The organism is Achromobacter sp. FW305-C-13 (genome assembly GCF_058783475.1).
The window spans coordinates 1,573,734-1,591,427 of record NZ_JBYSYN010000001.1 but is presented as its reverse complement, the minus strand read 5'-3'; the positions used below and the strand labels follow the sequence as shown (position 1 = coordinate 1,591,427).

12 protein-coding genes are annotated in these 17,694 nt (G+C 67.8%); 6 read left to right on the top strand and 6 right to left on the bottom strand.

From position 1 onward, the window contains the following. Positions 1-12 precede the first annotated feature (12 nt). The gene (locus AC3WMU_RS07050; RefSeq protein ID WP_492282060.1) at positions 13-666 is read right to left on the bottom strand and encodes a hydrolase; all 654 of its coding nucleotides are present in this window, start codon (positions 664-666) and stop codon (positions 13-15) included. A gap of 488 nt (positions 667-1,154) precedes the next feature. Between AC3WMU_RS07050 and AC3WMU_RS07045 the strand changes: the two genes are divergently transcribed. The 5 genes from AC3WMU_RS07045 to AC3WMU_RS07025 all read left to right on the top strand — a co-directional run bounded on the left by AC3WMU_RS07045 (position 1,155) and on the right by AC3WMU_RS07025 (position 10,189). Next, positions 1,155-1,952 (top strand): transglutaminase family protein, encoded by a 798-nt coding sequence (locus tag AC3WMU_RS07045; RefSeq protein WP_492282059.1) that lies wholly within the window; start codon positions 1,155-1,157, stop codon positions 1,950-1,952. 71 nt (positions 1,953-2,023) lie between these two features. Further along, a complete protein-coding gene (locus tag AC3WMU_RS07040) occupies positions 2,024-5,398 on the top strand; it encodes a transglutaminase family protein (protein ID WP_492282058.1) in 3,375 nt (1,124 codons plus the stop codon). Positions 5,399-5,447: 49 nt separating this feature from the next. Then, the gene (locus AC3WMU_RS07035) at positions 5,448-8,027 is read left to right on the top strand and encodes a circularly permuted type 2 ATP-grasp protein (RefSeq protein WP_492282057.1); all 2,580 of its coding nucleotides are present in this window, start codon (positions 5,448-5,450) and stop codon (positions 8,025-8,027) included. Between the two features lie 30 nt (positions 8,028-8,057). Then, positions 8,058-9,032 carry a transglutaminase family protein gene (locus AC3WMU_RS07030; protein ID WP_006222984.1) on the top strand — a complete coding sequence of 325 codons (975 nt, stop codon included), beginning with the start codon at positions 8,058-8,060 and terminating at the stop codon, positions 9,030-9,032. Then, on the top strand, positions 9,029-10,189 hold the full coding sequence (locus tag AC3WMU_RS07025) for a zinc-binding metallopeptidase family protein (RefSeq protein ID WP_492282056.1): 1,161 nt from the start codon (positions 9,029-9,031) through the stop codon (positions 10,187-10,189). Before AC3WMU_RS07030 ends, AC3WMU_RS07025 begins: the two co-directional genes overlap by 4 nt. Here the strand turns inward: AC3WMU_RS07025 and AC3WMU_RS07020 are convergent. Continuing rightward, entirely contained in the window at positions 10,132-11,100 is a 969-nt protein-coding gene (locus tag AC3WMU_RS07020; protein ID WP_006222981.1) for a LysR family transcriptional regulator, read from the bottom strand. The two genes, AC3WMU_RS07025 and AC3WMU_RS07020, sit on opposite strands and share 58 nt — an antisense overlap. A 137-nt stretch (positions 11,101-11,237) precedes the next feature. Between AC3WMU_RS07020 and AC3WMU_RS07015 the strand changes: the two genes are divergently transcribed. Then, positions 11,238-12,929, top strand: coding sequence for a thiamine pyrophosphate-dependent enzyme (locus AC3WMU_RS07015; RefSeq protein ID WP_424626202.1), 1,692 nt, complete (start codon positions 11,238-11,240; stop codon positions 12,927-12,929). 22 nt (positions 12,930-12,951) lie between these two features. On the opposite strand, the gene AC3WMU_RS07010 is transcribed toward AC3WMU_RS07015, so the two are convergent. The 4 genes from AC3WMU_RS07010 to AC3WMU_RS06995 form a co-directional block, all read right to left on the bottom strand. After that, complete coding sequence (locus AC3WMU_RS07010) at positions 12,952-13,704, bottom strand: class II aldolase/adducin family protein (RefSeq protein ID WP_280026316.1); 753 nt, start codon at positions 13,702-13,704, stop codon at positions 12,952-12,954. Positions 13,705-13,720: 16 nt separating this feature from the next. Then, positions 13,721-14,743 (bottom strand): Bug family tripartite tricarboxylate transporter substrate binding protein, encoded by a 1,023-nt coding sequence (locus tag AC3WMU_RS07005; RefSeq protein ID WP_424626201.1) that lies wholly within the window; start codon positions 14,741-14,743, stop codon positions 13,721-13,723. A gap of 192 nt (positions 14,744-14,935) precedes the next feature. Continuing rightward, positions 14,936-16,435, bottom strand: coding sequence for an aldehyde dehydrogenase (locus AC3WMU_RS07000; protein WP_492282055.1), 1,500 nt, complete (start codon positions 16,433-16,435; stop codon positions 14,936-14,938). Continuing rightward, the gene (locus AC3WMU_RS06995) at positions 16,432-17,682 is read right to left on the bottom strand and encodes a Zn-dependent hydrolase (RefSeq protein ID WP_492282054.1); all 1,251 of its coding nucleotides are present in this window, start codon (positions 17,680-17,682) and stop codon (positions 16,432-16,434) included. The genes AC3WMU_RS07000 and AC3WMU_RS06995 overlap by 4 nt, the downstream gene beginning before the upstream one ends. Positions 17,683-17,694: the final 12 nt, after the last annotated feature.

The following is a 17,694-nucleotide window of genomic DNA, read 5'->3' as shown; positions in this document are numbered from 1 at the left end:
GGCGCGCTCCGGTCAGCTTTCGTGGGCGTTGAACATGGACTTGGCGTAGATGATGCCAAGGCCGTAGGCGCCGCCGAACTTCTTGGCGATGCCGGTCGTCATCTCATAGGTGTCCGTGCGCGCCCAGTCGCGCTGCATTTCCAGCAGATACTGCAGCGCGGTGATCGGCTGGCCGCCTGCTTGCACGATACGCTCGATGGCGCGGTTATGCGCTTCCACCGACACGTCGCCGCAGGCGTCGGTGATGACATAGACCTCGAAGCCCTGGTCCAGCGCCGACAGGGCCGGGCCGACGATGCAGACGCTGGTCCACAGGCCGGCCAGCACGATGCGTGTCTTGCCGATCTGGTTCACCTGCTTGATCACGGCCGCGTCTTCCCAGGTGTTCATGGACGTGCGGTCCAGCAGCTCCTGGCCGGGAAACGGCGCGACCACTTCGTCGAACATCGGGCCCGAGAAGCTCTTTTCGGCAACGGTCGTCAAGATGGCGGACGCGCCGAAGCCGGCGGCGGCATGCGCGACCAGACCGGCGTTGTTGCGCAGTGTGACCGCGTCGATGGAATGCGTGGCGAACGCCATCTGCGACTGGAAGTCGATCATGATGAGCGTGTGGTCCTTGGGGGACAGCAACTTGGCGCCGGGGGTTGGGGTGGCGGTGACGGGCATGGAGGTCTCCTTGGGATGCCTGCGGGGAATTCCCTGCAATGTGCCACCCGGCCCGCAACGCGTATTGAACGATTGTCCGCCGGTTTGAAGATTGTGATTGCGCTTGCGGGCTGTCATGCGCCGGATGCCCCTGGTCGCTTGCGGAACAATTTTGCAATGGGTTGTAAAAACTGCGCGGCAGGCGGCGGGCGCCATCCCGGCACGGCGGAGTCCGATAAGGGGCAGCCCGCGCACCGGTCTGGTGCCAAGTGCCGCTAAATGGGCATGCCCGGGGCGTTTCAGGGGCATTCGGGGCCACATTCCGGGGGTAGCCCGCGCCGCAGGCACGCGCAAACGACGGGCGATTGTCGACAGGCCCCTGTGCCCGGCAACTTGGCATGCAAGTTGCTTAATTATTTCAACGAACCATTGCTACTATCAATCGTCGTGCCTGCCGGGCCAGGGGGCGGACGGCCCCGACGTTGCCAGCGTGACCCTTGGAGACCTTCATGAAGCATCTCATCAAGCACGTGACCCGCTACCGCTATGCCGCCCCGGTGAACTACAGCATCCAGACACTGCGCCTGACGCCCCGGCGCGACGACCACCAGCATGCGCTGCGGTGGCAGATCCAGACGCCCGGCGAGATCCAGCCGCAGGTGGATGCCTACGGCAACGTCATCCACACGCTGACCTTGCACCGCACCCACAGCGAAATCGAGATCCACGCCGTGGGGCAGGTGGACATCCATCCGCTGGCCCAGGGCCATGTGGGCGACGAGGACGAACGCCTGCCGGTCTACATCTACGGCGTGCCCACCGCGCTGACCCAGTGCGACGACACCATCCGCGACTTTTGCCGCTACGTGGCGCCCCGCGGCATGCATACGCCCGAGGACGTGTTGAGGCTAAGCGCCGCCATCCGCGAACGGGTGGCGTACACGCCGGGTTTGAACGATGCGCCGATGATGGCGGCGCAGGTGCTGGCGGCAGGGCGGGGCGGCAGCCAGGACCACACCCATCTTCTGCTGGCTTGCGTGCGCGCCTTCGGCACGCCGGCCCGCTACGTCAGCGGCTATTGGCATGTGGCGGGCGACGAGGCCGCCAACCATGGCTGGGCGGACGTCTGGCTGGCCCGGCACGGCTGGGTCAGCGTGGATGTCAGCCACGCCTGCTTCGCTTCGGACGGCCATTGCCGGCTGGCGGTGGCGCGCGATTATGAATCGGCTTCGCCCGTGCGCTGGTTGCACGGCGCCGCCGCCGCGCTCTCAATGGATGTATCGGTACAGGTGCAGACCAGCCACTGAAACCCCCACGTGTTCCCCTTGCAGTGCTTTGGCTGCCTTTGCGGCAGCCCCCAGTCGACCCGGAGAAGGCAGTGACGATCCACGTAGCACTCAAGCACGTTACGCAATACAAATATGACCGTCTTGTCGGGCTCTCGGCGCAAGTGCTGCGCCTGCGGCCTGCGCCTCACAGCCGGACCCCCATCCTGTCGTATTCGCTGACCATCGAGCCAGCCGAGCACTTCATCAACTGGCAGCAGGATCCTTTTGCCAACTACCTGGCGCGGCTGAATTTCCCGGGCAAGACCCGAGAATTCAAGATCACCGTGGACCTGGTTGCCGAAATGGCGGTCTACAACCCGTTCGACTTCTTCCTGGAGCCGGACGCCGAGACCTTCCCCTTCACCTACGACGACGGCCTGGCCCGCGAACTGGCGCCGTACCTGGTGTGCGGCCAGGCCACGCCGCGCTTTGCCGAGTTTCTGACGCGCGTGGACGTGCGGCCGCAGCGCACCGTGGATTTCCTGGTGGGGTTGAACCAGCAGATCCATCAGGAAATCAACTACCTGATCCGCATGGAGCCGGGGGTGCAGACGCCCGAAGAGACGCTGGCGCGCAATGCCGGGTCGTGCCGCGATTCGGGCTGGCTGCTGGTGCAGGCGCTGCGCCATCTGGGGCTGGCGGCGCGCTTCGTGTCGGGCTACCTGATCCAGCTGAAGCCGGACGTGCGGGCGCTGGACGGCCCCAGCGGCGCCCAATCGGACTTTACCGACCTGCATGCGTGGTGCGAGGTCTATCTGCCGGGGGCGGGCTGGATCGGGCTGGACCCGACCTCGGGCCTGCTGGCGGGCGAAGGCCACATCCCGCTGGCGGCGACGCCCGAGCCGGGCAGCGCCGCGCCGGTGACGGGCGCGGTCGACGAGGCCGAGGTTGAATTCACGCACACCATGGAAGTCACGCGGGTGTTCGAGTCGCCGCGCGTGACCAAGCCCTATACCGACGCGCAATGGCACGCCATCCGCGACCTGGGCGACAAGATCGACGACCATCTGGACCACATGGACGTGCGCCTGACGATGGGCGGCGAGCCCACCTTCGTGTCCGTGTCGGACCGCGAGGGCGCCGAGTGGAACACTGCCGCACTGGGGCCCACCAAGCGCGGCTATGCGCTGGAACTGCTGAACCGGCTGCGCACGCGCTACGGCGGCAACGGCTTCCTGCATTTCGGGCAGGGCAAGTGGTATCCGGGCGAGCAGTTGCCGCGCTGGGCGCTGTCGATCTATTGGCGCACGGATGGGCAGCCTTGCTGGGAAGACCCGGCGCTATTCGCCGACGAGCGCCAGCGTAGCGCCTACACGGTGGCGGATGCCCGGCGTTTCATGGCGCGGCTGTGCGAGCGGCTGGGCGTCGGCGGGCAGACCGTCGTGCCCGGTTACGAGGACGTGTTCTATTACCTGTGGCGCGAACGCCGCCTGCCCGCGAACGTGGATCCCTTCGATTCGCGGCTGGAAGACGAGATGGAGCGCGCACGCCTGCGCCGCGTATTCGAGCAGAAGCTGGACAGCGTGGTGGGATACGCCTTGCCGATCCAGGCGGGCGAGGACGGTTCGTGGGTGTCCGGCCCCTGGTTCCTGCGGGACGAGCGCATGTACCTGTTCCCAGGCGATTCCCCAATGGGATACCGCCTGCCCCTGGATTCGCTGCCCTGGGTGGACGAGGCCGACGCGCCCGTGGCGGTCGAGCGCGACCCGTTTGATGCGCGGCGGTCGCTGCCCGGGCCCGCCCAGTTGCTGACGCAGAACGTGCGCGCCACGGCGCGCCAGGAGCCGGGCGGTCCGCTCGGTTCGCGCAACGGCGAAGCGCCCGTCGTGAACGGCGCGGGGCGCGGCGGACCGGGCGTGGGCGTGCCCGAGGCGCGGCAGCCGGCCAAGTTCGAATCCGCGGCCTGGCTCACGCGCACCGCGATGTGCGTGGAGGTGCGCAACGGCGTCCTGTACGTGTTCATGCCGCCCTTGCCGCGCCTGGAAGACTACCTGGCGCTGGTTGCCCAGGTCGAGGCCACGGCGCGCGACCTGAAAACCAGGATCGTGATGGAAGGCTATCCGCCGCCGCGCGATCCGCGATTGAAGGTGCTGCAGGTGACGCCCGACCCGGGCGTCATCGAGGTCAACATCCATCCGGCCAGCAATTGGGCCGAACTGGTCGACCACACCGAATTCCTCTATGAGGCGGCATTCGAGACCCGGCTGTCCACCGAAAAGTTCATGGCCGACGGCCGCCATACCGGCACGGGTGGCGGCAACCACTTCGTGCTGGGCGGCGCCACGCCGGCGGACAGCCCGTTCCTGCGCCGCCCCGATGTGCTGGCCAGCCTGCTGGCGTACTGGGTGAACCACCCCTCGCTGTCCTACCTGTTTTCCGGCCTGTTCATCGGGCCGACGAGCCAGGCGCCGCGCATCGACGAGGCCCGCAACGACCAGGTGTACGAGCTGGAGCTGGCATTTCAGGAAATTCATCGGCGCGTCGCCCAGCAGGGCGATTCCGTGCCGCCCTGGATGATCGACCGGGCCTTGCGCAACATCCTGGTGGACGTGACCGGCAATACCCACCGGTCGGAATTCTGCATCGACAAGCTCTATTCGCCCGACGGCCCCACGGGGCGGTTGGGGCTGCTGGAGCTGCGCGCCTTTGAAATGCCGCCGCATGCGCGCATGAGCCTGGCGCAGCAACTGCTGCTGCGCGGCCTGATCGCGCACTTCTGGAAGACGCCCTATACGGCGCGCCTGACGCGCTGGGGCACCGAACTGCATGACCGATTCCTGTTGCCTACCTTCGTGAAGATGGATTTCGAGGACGTGCTGGCCGACCTGAACGAGGCGGGCTACGGCTTCGACTCGGCCTGGTTCGACCCGCATTTCGAGTTCCGTTTTCCGCTGTTCGGCGACGTGGCGGCGCGCGGCATCCACCTGGAATTGCGCGGCGCGCTGGAACCCTGGCACGTCATGGGCGAAGAGGGCTCGTCCGCCGGGACGGTCCGCTACGTGGATTCGTCCTTGGAGCGGGTGGAAATCCGGGTATCGGGCTTGAACGACAACCGCTATGTTGTGACGGTGAACGGCCGCGCGCTGCCCTTGCAGCCCACCGGCCGTGTTGGAGAGTACGTGGCGGGCGTCCGTTACAAGGCGTGGGCGCCGCCGTCGGCGCTGCATCCCACGATTGCCGTGCATGTGCCGCTGACGGTGGATATCGTGGACACCTGGAACCAACGTTCGCTGGGCGGCTGCAAATACCACGTGGCGCATCCGGGCGGGCTGAATCCGGAGTCGTTCCCGGTCAACTCCTACGAGGCCGAAAGCCGGCGCCTGGCGCGCTTCGAGAAGACCGGACACACGCCGGGGCGCATGGACGTCGCGCCCGCTGTCGTCAGCCGGGAATTTCCGTTCTCGTTGGATTTGAGGCACGATTGAGCCTTACCGCATGTTGAACCCCGGCGCACCCGCCGGCGATAAAGCCGCTATGCCGCAATTTCTTTTTCAGACGGATCCGTCGCAGGATGTCGCGTCCCTGGCGGTTCATGCGGCGTTGCCCGCACGTCCCGGGCACTATGACGAGCTGCGCGACACCGCCGACGCGTCGGGCGCCACCCGGTTGCGCGAACCCTGGCCCCGTTTTTTTGAACTTCTGGGCACCGGCGGCTTTGCCGACCTGGACCGGCGCGTGGACGTGGTGGCCCGCCAGATCCGCGAAAACGGCATCACCTACAACATCTACGCCGAGGCCAACGGCTCGGCGCGCCCGTGGTCGCTGGACTTGCTGCCCTTTGTCATCAACGACACCGACTGGGCGGCGATCGAGCAGGGCGTGTGCCAGCGCGCCACCTTGCTGAACCGGTTGCTGGCTGACGTCTACGGGCCGCAGACGCTGCTGGCCGATCGGCTGATTCCGCCCGCGCTGGTGCTGGGCCACCCGGGTTATCTGCGTCCGCTGCGCGGCTATGCGCCGCCGGGCGATACCTTTCTGCACATCGCCGCCTTCGACCTGGCGCGCGCCAGCGACGGGGGCTGGTGGGTCGTGTCGCAGCGCACCCAGGCGCCCTCCGGCCTGGGCTACCTGCTGGAGAACCGCCTGACGATCTCGGGCATGTTTCCCGAAGCGTTCAAGGAGCTGCGGGTGCAGCACCTGGCCACCAGCTACCGCCGGTTGATGGAGATGCTGTACAAGCTCAGCCCCGGCGGGCTGTCGGCGCATACGCCGCCGCGCATCGTGTTGCTGACGCCCGGGCCCTATAACGAAACCTACTTCGAACAGACCTATCTGGCGCGCTATCTGGGGGTGACCCTGGTGGAAGGCAGCGATCTGGTCGTGCGCGACAAGCTGCTGTACCTGAAGACGCTGCACGGGCTGGAACGCGTGCACGCCGTGCTGCGCCGGCTGGACGACGATTTTTGCGACCCGCTGGAGCTGCGTTCGGATTCCACGCTGGGCGTCCCGGGGCTGCTGCAGGTCATGCGGGCCGGCAACGTGCTGGTGGCCAATTCCCTGGGCACGAGCTTTCTGGAGTCGCCCGCCATCAACGGTTTCTTGCCGGCCATCAGCCGCCGCCTGCTGCAGGCGGACCTGCTGCTGCCGTCGCTGCCGTCCTGGTGGTGCGGCGAGGCCGCGGCGCGCGAGCAGGTGCTGGCCAACCTGCCGGGGGCGGTGGTCAAGTCCACCTATCCCAGCAACCTGCGCGGCGGCTTCGAACCGGTGATCGGCGGCGCGGTGCCACCGTCCGAGCGCGATGCGCTGCAGGCACGCATCGCCGCCAACCCCGACGCCTACACCATCCAGGAATACCTGCCGCTGTCGCAGGCGCCCAGCTGGAGCGCCGGGCATATCGTGCCGCGCGCCGCGATGCTGCGCGTATTCGTCATCGCCGACGGCGAAGGCGGCTGGAACGTGCTGCCCGGCGGGCTGACGCGCATCGCCAGCCGCGAGCAGCAGATCGTGTCCATGCAGCGCGGGGGCAGCAGCATGGACACCTGGGTGACGACGCGCGGCGCGGTCGACACGTTTTCGATGTTGCCCGCGCAACTGCGCCCCGAAGACATCGTGCCCGCCCATCGCCCGGTATCCAGCCGCGCTGCCGAGAACCTGTTCTGGATGGGCCGCTATACCGAACGCGCGGAAAACGACGTGCGCTTGGCCAACGTGGCGCTGACGTGGCTCAACAGCGACGAGGACAACGCGGGACAACTGTTCGCCGCCGTCGCGGCCCTGTGCCGGCGCAGCGGCCTTGCGCCGGCCGCGCCGACCTTGTCGGTGCGCATGTTCGAATCTACGCTGCTCGCGGAACTGGCGGGCGAAGACGCCCAGGGCGGTGTCTCGCGCAACCTGGGCGCGCTGGCGTATGCGGCCGGGCAGATCCGGGACCGCCTGTCGCCCGACCATTGGCGGCTGGTCGTCACCGCCAACGAACTCTTCCGCCGCATGGCCGCCGGCGGCAAGGACCGCGATGCCGAGACGCCGGCAACGGCGCCGGACGTGCTGCGGGCGCTGAAGAACCTGGGCATGCAGCTGTCGGCCATCACGGGTTCGCAGACCGACCGCATGACGCGCGACGACGGCTGGCGGCTGCTGACGATCGGCCGGCAGATCGAACGCTTGTCGGCCATGGCCGGGCTGCTGGGCGAACTGTTTCGCCGCAATGCGGTGCTGGGCGACAGCGGGTTCAATATCCTGCTGGACCTGTTCGACAGCAAGATCACCTACCGCGCCTATTACCCCGGCCGCCAGGAAGTGCCTGCGCTGCTGAACCTGCTGGTGCAGGAACCCGCCAACCCGCGTTCGATCGCCTGCGTGCTGAGCGTGTTGCGCAAAGAGGTGGCGCGCCTGCCCGCCACGGTGGCTGGCCCGGCGACCGACTTGCTGGGGCTGCTGCCCGCCGAAGGCCCCGGGGTGGCGCTGACCGCGCTGTGCCAGCAGACGCAGGGCTTGTACGCGGGCGTGCTGGCGCTGTGCGAACAGCTGGAGGCCGCCGCCAGCGCGCTTTCCAACGAGATCAGCCGCCGCTATTTCAGCCATGCGGCCGGCTACGACCAGACGCTGTCGGCCTGATGGCCGCCACCTAGCCGACCCGCCGCCGCCATGAACTTGCCCACGCCCGTTCCCGCCGATACCCCGGTCGACACCGCCGCCTGTGCCACAGGCGTGACCTTGGGGGTGGACCACGAAACCGCCTACCGCTATGACTCGCCGGTGGAACTGGCGCACCACCTGGGCTACCTGCGTCCGGTGAGCGACGCGTGGCAGGTGGTGGAAGACTACGCACTGAACATCACGCCCGCGCCGTCCGACATCAGCGAAACCCAGGACGGATTCGGCAACACGCGCTGCACCTTCGCGCTGGTGGCGCCCCATGAATCGCTGACGGTGCGGGCGACCAGCCGCGTCACCGTCCGTGCCCGGTTCGAGGCCCTGGACCCCGCGGCGGGGCTGGCTTGGGAGGCGGCGGCGCAACGTTTGCGCTATGACCCGGCCGTGCCGTTCGCGCCCGAGGTCGAATTCACCTTCCCGTCGACCTACGTGCCGCTGCACCCGGAGCTTCGGGAATACGCCTTGCTGTCGTTCACCCCGGGGCGCCCGGTGGCCGAGGCCGCGCTGGACCTGATGCACCGCATTCACGCAGACTTCAGCTACCGGCCGGCGCATACGCAAGTGTCCACGCCCATCCTGCAGGCGTTCCAGGAGCGCATCGGGGTGTGCCAGGACTTCGCGCATGTGATGATCGGCTGCCTGCGTGCGATCGGCCTGCCGGCCCGGTACGTCAGCGGTTACCTGATGTCGCAACCGCCGCCGGGAAAGCCGAGGTTGATCGGCGCGGACGCCTCGCACGCGTGGGTTTCGGTGCATTGCGCCGGGGTGCCGGGCAACGCGGGATGGGTGGATCTGGACCCCACCAATGACGTGGTGCCGGGCACGGCGCACGTTATCCTGGCCTATGGCCGCGACTATGGCGACGTCACGCCCTTGCGCGGCGTGATCCGCGGCGGCGGCCACGAACTGGATGTGCGCGTGACGGTCGCGCCTATCGATGAATTTCCCACCGGGACGGATGCATGAGCTATTTCTTCGACGCGATCAACCGCCAGCTGCGCGCCCCGAAACGCCAGCGCGTGCGGCATGCCCGCGCGAAGGCGTTTCAATGCGTGTGCGGCCAGCCGATATTCTTTTCCAACACCGAATGCCTGAACTGCCACCGGCAACTGGGCTTCGACCCCAAGCGCGGCCACGTGCTGGCGCTGGACGAAGGCGCCACGCCCGGCACGTGGCGGGAATCGGGCAGGGCGCGCGGCAAGACTTACAAGCGCTGCGCGAATTTCACCCTGCCGGCCTTGTGCAATTGGCTGCTGCCGGCGCATTCACCCGAGACGCTGTGCACCGCCTGCAACCTGAACCGCACCATTCCCGACCTGTCCGTGCTGGAAAACGGCCCGCTGTGGTTCAAGGTGGAAGCCGCCAAGCGCCAGATGATCGCACAACTGATGACGCTGGGCCTGCCGATCCGGCGTTCCGAGGAGCCCGACGACGGCGGCCTGGCGTTCGACCTGCTGGCGCCCGGCGCCGATGGCGCGCCGCTGCTGACCGGACATGCGCAAGGGCTGATCACCATCAACGTCCTGGAGGCCGACGACGCCTACCGGGTGAAGGTGCGCGAAGACATGCGGGAGCCGTACCGAACCCTGCTGGGCCATTTCCGCCATGAGATCGGCCACTATTACTGGGACCAGCTGATCGCGGGCGGCCCGTGGCTTGAGCCGTTTCGCCAGGTATTCGGCGACGAACAGGCCGATTACGCGCAGGCCCTGCAGCGCAACTACGAACAGGGCCCGCCCGCGGACTGGGACCTGCACTTCATCAGCACCTATGCCTCGTGCCACCCCTGGGAAGACTGGGCCGAGACCTGGGCGCACTATCTGCACATGATGGATACGCTGGATACGGCCATCAGCTTCGGCGTCACGCGGATGTCGGTCGAGCAGTCCTACGAACCGTTCACCACGGCGTCGTTATACGACCCGCAGGACCCCGACGGCCAGGCTTTCCTGGATCTGGTCAACGCCTGGGTCGCGCTGACAGGCGTGTTGAACGAGCTGTCGCGCAGCATGGGACAGCGGGATTTCTATCCTTTCGTGCTGCCGACGGAGGTCGTCGGCAAGCTTCAGTTCGTGCACCGGGTGGTCAAGGGCGCGTCCACCATGCGCATCCCGCCGCAATAGGGCGCGGCCGCCGTCAACTGCCCCAGCACCTCGCGCAGTATTCCCTGCACGAGCTTCACGGCCTGCGTCATCGGGCGGCTGGAGGCCGTGGCGAGCATCAGGCGGGTGGACAGGCCAGGGTGCATGATGCGGCGGGCAATCAACTGGCCGGCGGCGACTTCCTTGATGACAGCGGGCAGCCCCAGCACGGTGTGGGCCAGGCCCTCGACCACGATTTCCTTCATCAGCTCCAGCGCGTCGATTTCAAAGGCCACGGTAAGCGGCATGTCCGCCTGGGTGGCGGCGTGCTCCAGCGTGCGGCGCAGGCCGTGGTTGCGGGTCGGCAGCACCAGGGGCAGGTCGCGTAGCTGTTCGAAGTCGATGCAGCCCATCGCCCGCGCCGCGGGCGACAGGTTCTGCGGCGGCGACACCAGGGCCAGGTCCAGTTCGGCAAGCGGGTCTACCGCGATGTGCTGCGAACGCCGCGCGTCGTGCAGCACGGCGATGTCGACACGGGCATTGGTCAGCCATTCGTGCACGTAGCCGCTGTAGCCCGTAATGATGTTCAGCTGGATGCGCGGGTGCCGCTTCCAGACTTCGGCTACCAGCCGCGTGCCCACCATATGGCACAGCGTGGGCGTGAGTCCCAGCGTGACCTGGCCGGACGGCGATTTCTGGTCATTGTGAAATTCGGTGACCACGTGATCCATCTGCCGCAAGAGCGGGCGCAGCCGGTCCAGCAGCTTTTCCCCGTCGGGCGTCAGCGATACGCCGCGGCCATTGCGGTAGAGCAGGGCGCAGCCGCATTCGTCTTCCAGCTTCCGGACTTGCCGGCCCAGCGCCGACTGGGCGATGCCCAGCACGGAGGCCGCTTTTGAAAAGCTGCCCTGATCGGCGACGTGGATCAGGTTTTCGATCTTGCGTAGGTCCATCCCGGGTCTGCGCGCGGGGGCGCGCCGCTGTCTCTAGTGTGCGTTTCTTGTATATCTGATTGCCAGAGTATGCCTAGTCGGCCCCGGCTTGCCAATCTAGAATTTCCGGGACTCAACCCTGAATCCTGACGCCGCCCATGACCGTAACCGCCGAATCGAACACGTCCTCTCACGCCTTGCTGAAGGTGTTCGCCGCCAATGGCATCGACCGCGTTTTCGTGGTGCCGGGTGAAAGCTATCTGGGGGTGCTGGACGCCTTGCATGACTTTCCGGAGATTGATGTGGTGACCTGCCGCCATGAGAGCGGCGCGGCCTTCATGGCGGGCGCGGATGCAAGGCTGACCGGACGCCCTGGCGTGGCGATGGTGTCGCGCGGGCCCGGCGCGACCAACGCGTCGATCGGCGTGCACGCGGCGCAGCAGGACGCGGTGCCGATGATCCTGCTGATCGGGCAGGTGCCGAAGCGGGACGTGCGCAAGGAAGCCTTCCAGGAGATCGATTACCAGAAGATGTTTGGCTCGATGGCCAAGTGGGTGGTCGAGGTGTCGACGCCCGAGGAACTGGCGGCGGCGGCCTTCAAGGCCATCCGCGTGGCAACGTCCGGCACGCCGGGCCCGGTGGTGATGGTGGTGCCTGAAGACGTACAGCAGGCCGCGGTGCCGCAGCCGGGCTGGGTGGCGGCGGCGGAGAGCCCCGCGCAGCCCGCGCCCGCCACGCTGGAGCGCATCCACGGATTGCTGGCGCAAGCGCGCCGGCCCTTGATCATCGCGGGCGGCGCGTTCAACCGGCCCGATGGGCGCGAGGCGCTGCGCCGGCTGGCCGAGCGGCATACGGTTCCGGTGGCGGTGTCGTTCCGGCAGCACGACCTCTTTCCCAACACGCATGCGCTGTACGCTGGGGACCTGGACCTGGCGACGCCCGCCGCGCAGGTCGCGGCCTTCAATTCCAGCGATTTGATCCTGGCCCTGGGCACGCGCCTGGGCGACATCACGACCCAGGGCTACGTGTTCCCGGCCCATCCCAAGCCGGCGCAGGCGCTGGTTCACTGTTATCCCGACCCGCACATCGTGAACCAGCATTTCGCGGCGGATGTCGGCCTGGTGGCGGACCCGGCGGCGACCGCCCATGCCTTGGCCAATCTGCCGGCGACCGGGCGCGGCCTGGCGCGGGACGATTGGGCGGCGTCGCTGCGTGCCATCCAGCAGCGCACCGCCGCGTGGCCGGAGAAGGCCGTCGACGACGGCGTGCCCTTCGTGTCGGTGGTGCGCGCCCTGACGCAGCGGACACCCAACGACGTGGCGATCTGCCTGGACGCGGGCACCTTCGCCGCGCCCGTGTACCGGCACTTTCCCTTCGTGTACCCGCAACGCTTGATGGCGTCGCAATCCGGCGCCATGGGCTACGGCACCCCGGCCGCGGTCGCGACGCAGCTGCGTCACCCCGACCGCAAGGTGGTGTGCCTGGTGGGCGATGGCGGCTTCATGATGACGGGCAATGAAATGGCCGCCGCCGCCGAACGCGGGCTGCCCATTCTGTTCATCGTGTCGAACAACAATTGCTACGGGTCGATCCGCCTGCACCAGGCGCGGACATATCCGGGGCGCTATGTGGGCACGAACCTGTCCAGCCCCGACTTCACGATGATGGCGCGCGCCTTCGGCATGCAGGCCGAGTACCTGACCCGCGAAGACCAGCTGGATGCCGCGATTGCGCGCGGCCTGGCGTCGGAGCGTCCGTATTTCCTGGAAGTGCGGACCAGCCTGGCGGCCATCCTGCCGGCAGGCGCCGGCCATGCGGCGGGCGCGGACTTGCTGCCGCGCGGCGATTAGGCCCGCGCGGCGGGGATCCCGGTCAGTCCTTGTAGCCGGAGTCCTTGCGGTCCATCAGGCGGAGCATGGCGGGCCATTCCAGTTCGCCGAAGGGGCGGCGCGTTGTCGGCTGGTACAGGTGCCAGGTCTTTTCGATGACCTCCGGCGGCGGCAGGCAGAGTTCCCGGTTGGCGCTAAGCGCGTCCACCTGCGCCTTGCACGCCATTTCCAGCCAGTACAGGGTATTGAACGCCTGGGCGATGCTGGGCCCGACGGCCAGCAGGCCGTGGTTGCGCAGGATCATCGCCTCGGACGCGCCCAGGTCCGCCACCAGCCGTTCGCGCTCGTCCAGGTCGATCGCCACGCTTTCGTAGTCGTGATACGGAATCTTGGCAAAGCGCATGGCGGTCTGGGTCAGCGGCAGCAGCCCGCACTTCAGGGCCGATACCGCCATGCCCGCGCGGGTGTGCGTGTGGATCACGCACCCGACGTCGTGACGGGCGCCGTGCACCGCGCTATGGATCACATAGCCGGCCGCATTGATGCCGTAACCGGTGGACGACGGGCCGAGGATATTGCCGGCCAGATCGATCTTGACCAGGCTGGACGCGGTGATTTCGTCATACATCATGCCGTAGGGGTTGATCAGCAGGTGATCGTCCGTGCCGGGGATGCGCGCGGTGATATGGTTGTAGATCAGGTCGCTCATTCCGAAGTGCGACACCAACCGGTAGCAGGCGGCCAGTTGGATGCGGGTGTCCCGTTCCTGCGGGCTCATGTCGTCGCTAGCGTGCATGGTCGTCGTGTCCTGTTCAGTCGGTGGCTTTGACATTGAAGTCGCGGACGATGGCGCCCCACGATTCGTATTCGTTCTTCATCATGGCGCCGAAGGCGGCCGGCGTGGGCGTGGTGCGGACCTGGGCGCCCAGGTCTCCCAGGCGCTCGCGCACCGTCGCATCAGCCAGCACGGCGTTCATTTCGCGGGCCAGCCGGTCCTGGATGGCGGGCGGGATGCCGGCAGGCGCGATCAGGCCCAGCCAGGCGCCCATGTCGAAGCCGGGAAAGCCCTGTTCGGCTACGGTCGGCACATCGGGCAGCATCGCCACGCGCTCCGGCGTGCTGACGGCAAGCGCCTTCAGCCGGCCCGACTTCACCATGGCCAGCGACGACACCATGGTGTCGAAGGTGGCGGTGGTGCGGCCGCCGACGATGTCGGTCTGTGCCTGGCTGCTGCCCTTGTACGGCACGTGCACCATGGCGGCGCCGGCCTTGGACAGCAGCACCGCCGTCACCAGATGGCTGGTGGTGCCGATGCCGGTGGTGGCGTAGGTCAGCTGATTGGGCCGGGCTTTGGCCGTTGCGAGGAAATCCTTCAGGTTGCCGGCGGGATTGTCGGGGCTGACGACAAACAGGTACGGCAGCCACGTGATCAGGCCGATGGGCGCGAAATCCTTGCGGGCGTCGTAGTTCAGGTTGGGATAGACGTGCGGGTTGATCGCCTGCGGCGCAGAGGCGCCGATCATCAGCGTGTAGCCGTCGGGCTTGGCGCGCGCGCCCAAGCCGGCGGCGATGGAGCCGCCTGCACCGGGCTTGTTTTCGACGATGAATTGCTGGCCCATGCGCTGGGCCAGCCGTTCGCTCAACATCCGGGCGACAGTGTCGGTGGCCGTGCCGGGCGGGAACCCCACCAGTATCGTGACCGGCTTGCTGGGGTAGGCGGCGTCCTGGGCCTGGGCTGCGGCGCTGACGGCCCACAACGGGGCGGCGGTTGCCAGCGCCAAGGCGGCGGCCAGCCGACGCCGGCGTGCAAAGGCGATGTGGGGGGCATTGCGCATGCTTGTCTCCTGTCATGTTTTTCATGGCGGGAGCGCGCTGGCGCCGGCCCGCATTGGGGCCGGCTCCTCATCCAGCCCCAATGCCGTCCAAGGTGGCACAAGGGGCCGGCGCCTTCAATGGCCTGGGCGGCCAAGCAGATAGCGCGAAACGGCAAGGGCGGGGCACGCGCCGTGCCCCGGGCGCCTGACGCCTTACACGGTCAGGCTGATCCAGGTGGTCTTCAGGTCCGAGTACTTGTCCAGCGCGTGCAGGGACTTGTCGCGGCCGAAGCCCGACTGCTTGACGCCGCCGAAGGGCACCGTGATGTCGCCGTCGGCGTAGCAGTTGACCCAGACCAGACCCGCGCGCAGCCGACGCGACAGCCGGTGCGCCCGCGACAGGTTCGACGTCCACAAGCCCGCGCCCAGACCGTAGACCGAATCATTGGCCAGGCGGACGGCATCGTCCTCGGTGGCAAAGCGCTGGGCCGCCAGTACGGGGCCGAAGATCTCTTCGCGCACCAGGGCAGAGTCCTGGCTGGCGCAATCGAAGATGGTGGGTTCGATGTAGTAGCCGCCCGTGGCGGTGCGGGCTTGCTTGCCGCCCATCCGCAGGCTGGCACCATCGGCCTGGCCCGCCGCGATGCGCGCCAGCACGCCCTGCATCTGGCGTTCGTCCACCATGGCGCCCATGGCGGTGGCCGGGTCCAGCGGGTCGCCGGGTTGCAGGCCCGTGGCGTAGGCGGCCACCTTGTCCATGAAGGCGTCGTAGATGCCGTCCTGCACATACAGGCGTGATCCCGCGATGCAGACTTCGCCCTGGTTCGAAAAGATGGCCAGCGCGGCGGCCTGGGCCGCGCGGTCCAGGTCAGGGCAGTCGTCGAACACGATGTGGGGCGACTTGCCGCCGCATTCCAGCCAGACGCGCTTGAGGTTCGATTCGCCGGAATAGGTCATGAACCGCTTGCCGGTGGCGGTGGATCCCGTGAATGCCACGCAATCCACGTCCGGGTGCAGGCCCAAAGCCTGGCCGGCCACGGCGCCCAAGCCCGGCACGACGCTGAAGACGCCGGCCGGGATGCCGGCTTCCTCGGCCAGCGCCGCCAGCCGGATGGATGACAGCGAGGCCTGCTCGGCAGGTTTCAGGATGACGCAGTTGCCGGCCGCGAGCGCGGGCGCGACCTTCCAGGCGGCCATCATCAGCGGGTAGTTCCACGGCACCACGGCCGCCACCACGCCCAGCGCTTCGCGGGTGATGGTGGCCAGCGCGTCGGGGCCCGTGGGGGCGATCTCGTCGTAGATCTTATCGATTGCTTCGGCGTACCAGGCGTAACAGCGGGCGGTTTCCGGCACGTCGAAGGCCAGCGCGTCGCGGATGGGCTTGCCCATGTCCAGCGTTTCCAGCAGCGCGAGCTCTTCGGTGTGCTCACCGATCAAGGCGGCCAGCCGCAGCAGGCGTTCCTTGCGTTGGCGGGGCGCCAGGCCGCTCCAGACGCCGGCGTCGAAGGCGCGGCGCGCGGCCTGCACGGCGCGGTCCACGTCGGCCTGGCCGCAGGCGGCCACATCGGCCAGCTTGCGGCCGTCGATGGGGCTGGACGCCGGAAACGTCGCGCCGTCGGCGGCGTTGCAATAGGCGCCGTCGATGTAGGCCTGCCCATTGAAGCGCAGTTCGGCGGCACGGGCGTGCCAGTAGGCGGAATCGTGGTGGCTCATGCTTGCTCTCCGGGGTGGTTGGCGCGCGCGACCATGGCGTCCAGCAGCACGTTGCAGCCGGCTTCCAGGTCCGCGGGCTTGGCGTCTTCGATTTCGTTGTGGCTCACGCCGTCCTTGCACGGCACGAAGATCATGGCGGTGGGCGTGACGCTGGCCATGTAGACGGCGTCATGGCCGGCGCCCGTCACGATGTCCATGGCGGCCAGGCCGCGGCGTACGGCGCCGTCTCGCACCTTGCCAACCAGGTCCGGGTCGAACGGGGTGGGCGGGAAGTACTGCACCTGCTTGACGTCCACCGTCACGCCGTGGCGCGCGGCCACATCCGTGCAGGTGGCCAGCCAGCGCGCATCCATCTGCGTCAGCGTGGCCTCGTCTTCATGGCGCAGGTCGACGGTGAAGCGCACCTGGCCCGGGATGACGTTGCGCGAGCCCGGGTGCGCATGGATCTCGCCGACGGTGCCGCGGCCGTGGGGCTGATGGTCGTTGGCGATGCCCACGACCGATTGCAGCAGGAAGGTGGCGGCGTACAGCGCGTCCTTGCGGATGGGCATCGGGGTCGGGCCGGCGTGCATTTCCATGCCGGTCACGACCACGTCGTACCAGCGCACGCCCAGCGATCCGGTCACGACGCCGACCACTTTTTCTTCGTGCTCCAGGATCGGGCCTTGTTCGATATGCGCCTCGAAATAGGCGCCCACTGGGCGACCGCCCACGGCATCCGGCCCGGCGTAGCCGATGGCGGCCAGTTCGTCGGCCACCGACTTGCCGTCGTGATCGCGGGCGTTCAGCGCGACTTCCAGAGGAAATTTGCCCGCGAAGACGCCCGAGCCCATCATCACCGGCAGGAAGCGCGAACCTTCTTCGTTGGTCCAGATGGCCACTTCCAGCGGCGCCTCGGTGACCACGCCGTGGTCGTTCAGGCTGCGCATGACTTCCAGCCCGGCCAGCACGCCGTAGCAGCCGTCGAACTTGCCGCCGGTGGGCTGGGTGTCGATGTGACTGCCGGTCATGACGGGCGGCAGGTCGTTGTTGCGGCCGGCGCGGCGGGCAAAGATGTTGCCCACCTGGTCCACGCGCAGCGTCATGCCCGCCTCACGCATCCAGCCGGTGACCAGATCGCGGCCCTGGCCGTCCAGCTCGGTCAGCGCAAGGCGGCAGTTGCCGCCCTTGGGCGTGGCGCCGATCTGCGCCAGGTCCATCAGCGACTGCCACAGCCGCTGCCCATTGATTGAAATCGTTGTCGTCATCGTCGTCAGTCC

Coding starts and splice junctions, on each gene's coding strand:
- AC3WMU_RS07050 (WP_492282060.1), bottom strand. CDS start 666: ATGCCCGTCACCGCCACCCCAACCCCCGGCGCCAAGTTGCTGTCCCCC.
- AC3WMU_RS07045 (WP_492282059.1), top strand. CDS start 1,155: ATGAAGCATCTCATCAAGCACGTGACCCGCTACCGCTATGCCGCCCCG.
- AC3WMU_RS07035 (WP_492282057.1), top strand. CDS start 5,448: ATGCCGCAATTTCTTTTTCAGACGGATCCGTCGCAGGATGTCGCGTCC.
- AC3WMU_RS07030 (WP_006222984.1), top strand. CDS start 8,058: ATGAACTTGCCCACGCCCGTTCCCGCCGATACCCCGGTCGACACCGCC.
- AC3WMU_RS07025 (WP_492282056.1), top strand. CDS start 9,029: ATGAGCTATTTCTTCGACGCGATCAACCGCCAGCTGCGCGCCCCGAAA.
- AC3WMU_RS07020 (WP_006222981.1), bottom strand. CDS start 11,100: ATGGACCTACGCAAGATCGAAAACCTGATCCACGTCGCCGATCAGGGC.
- AC3WMU_RS07015 (WP_424626202.1), top strand. CDS start 11,238: ATGACCGTAACCGCCGAATCGAACACGTCCTCTCACGCCTTGCTGAAG.
- AC3WMU_RS07010 (WP_280026316.1), bottom strand. CDS start 13,704: ATGCACGCTAGCGACGACATGAGCCCGCAGGAACGGGACACCCGCATC.
- AC3WMU_RS07005 (WP_424626201.1), bottom strand. CDS start 14,743: ATGCGCAATGCCCCCCACATCGCCTTTGCACGCCGGCGTCGGCTGGCC.
- AC3WMU_RS07000 (WP_492282055.1), bottom strand. CDS start 16,435: ATGAGCCACCACGATTCCGCCTACTGGCACGCCCGTGCCGCCGAACTG.
- AC3WMU_RS06995 (WP_492282054.1), bottom strand. CDS start 17,682: ATGACGACAACGATTTCAATCAATGGGCAGCGGCTGTGGCAGTCGCTG.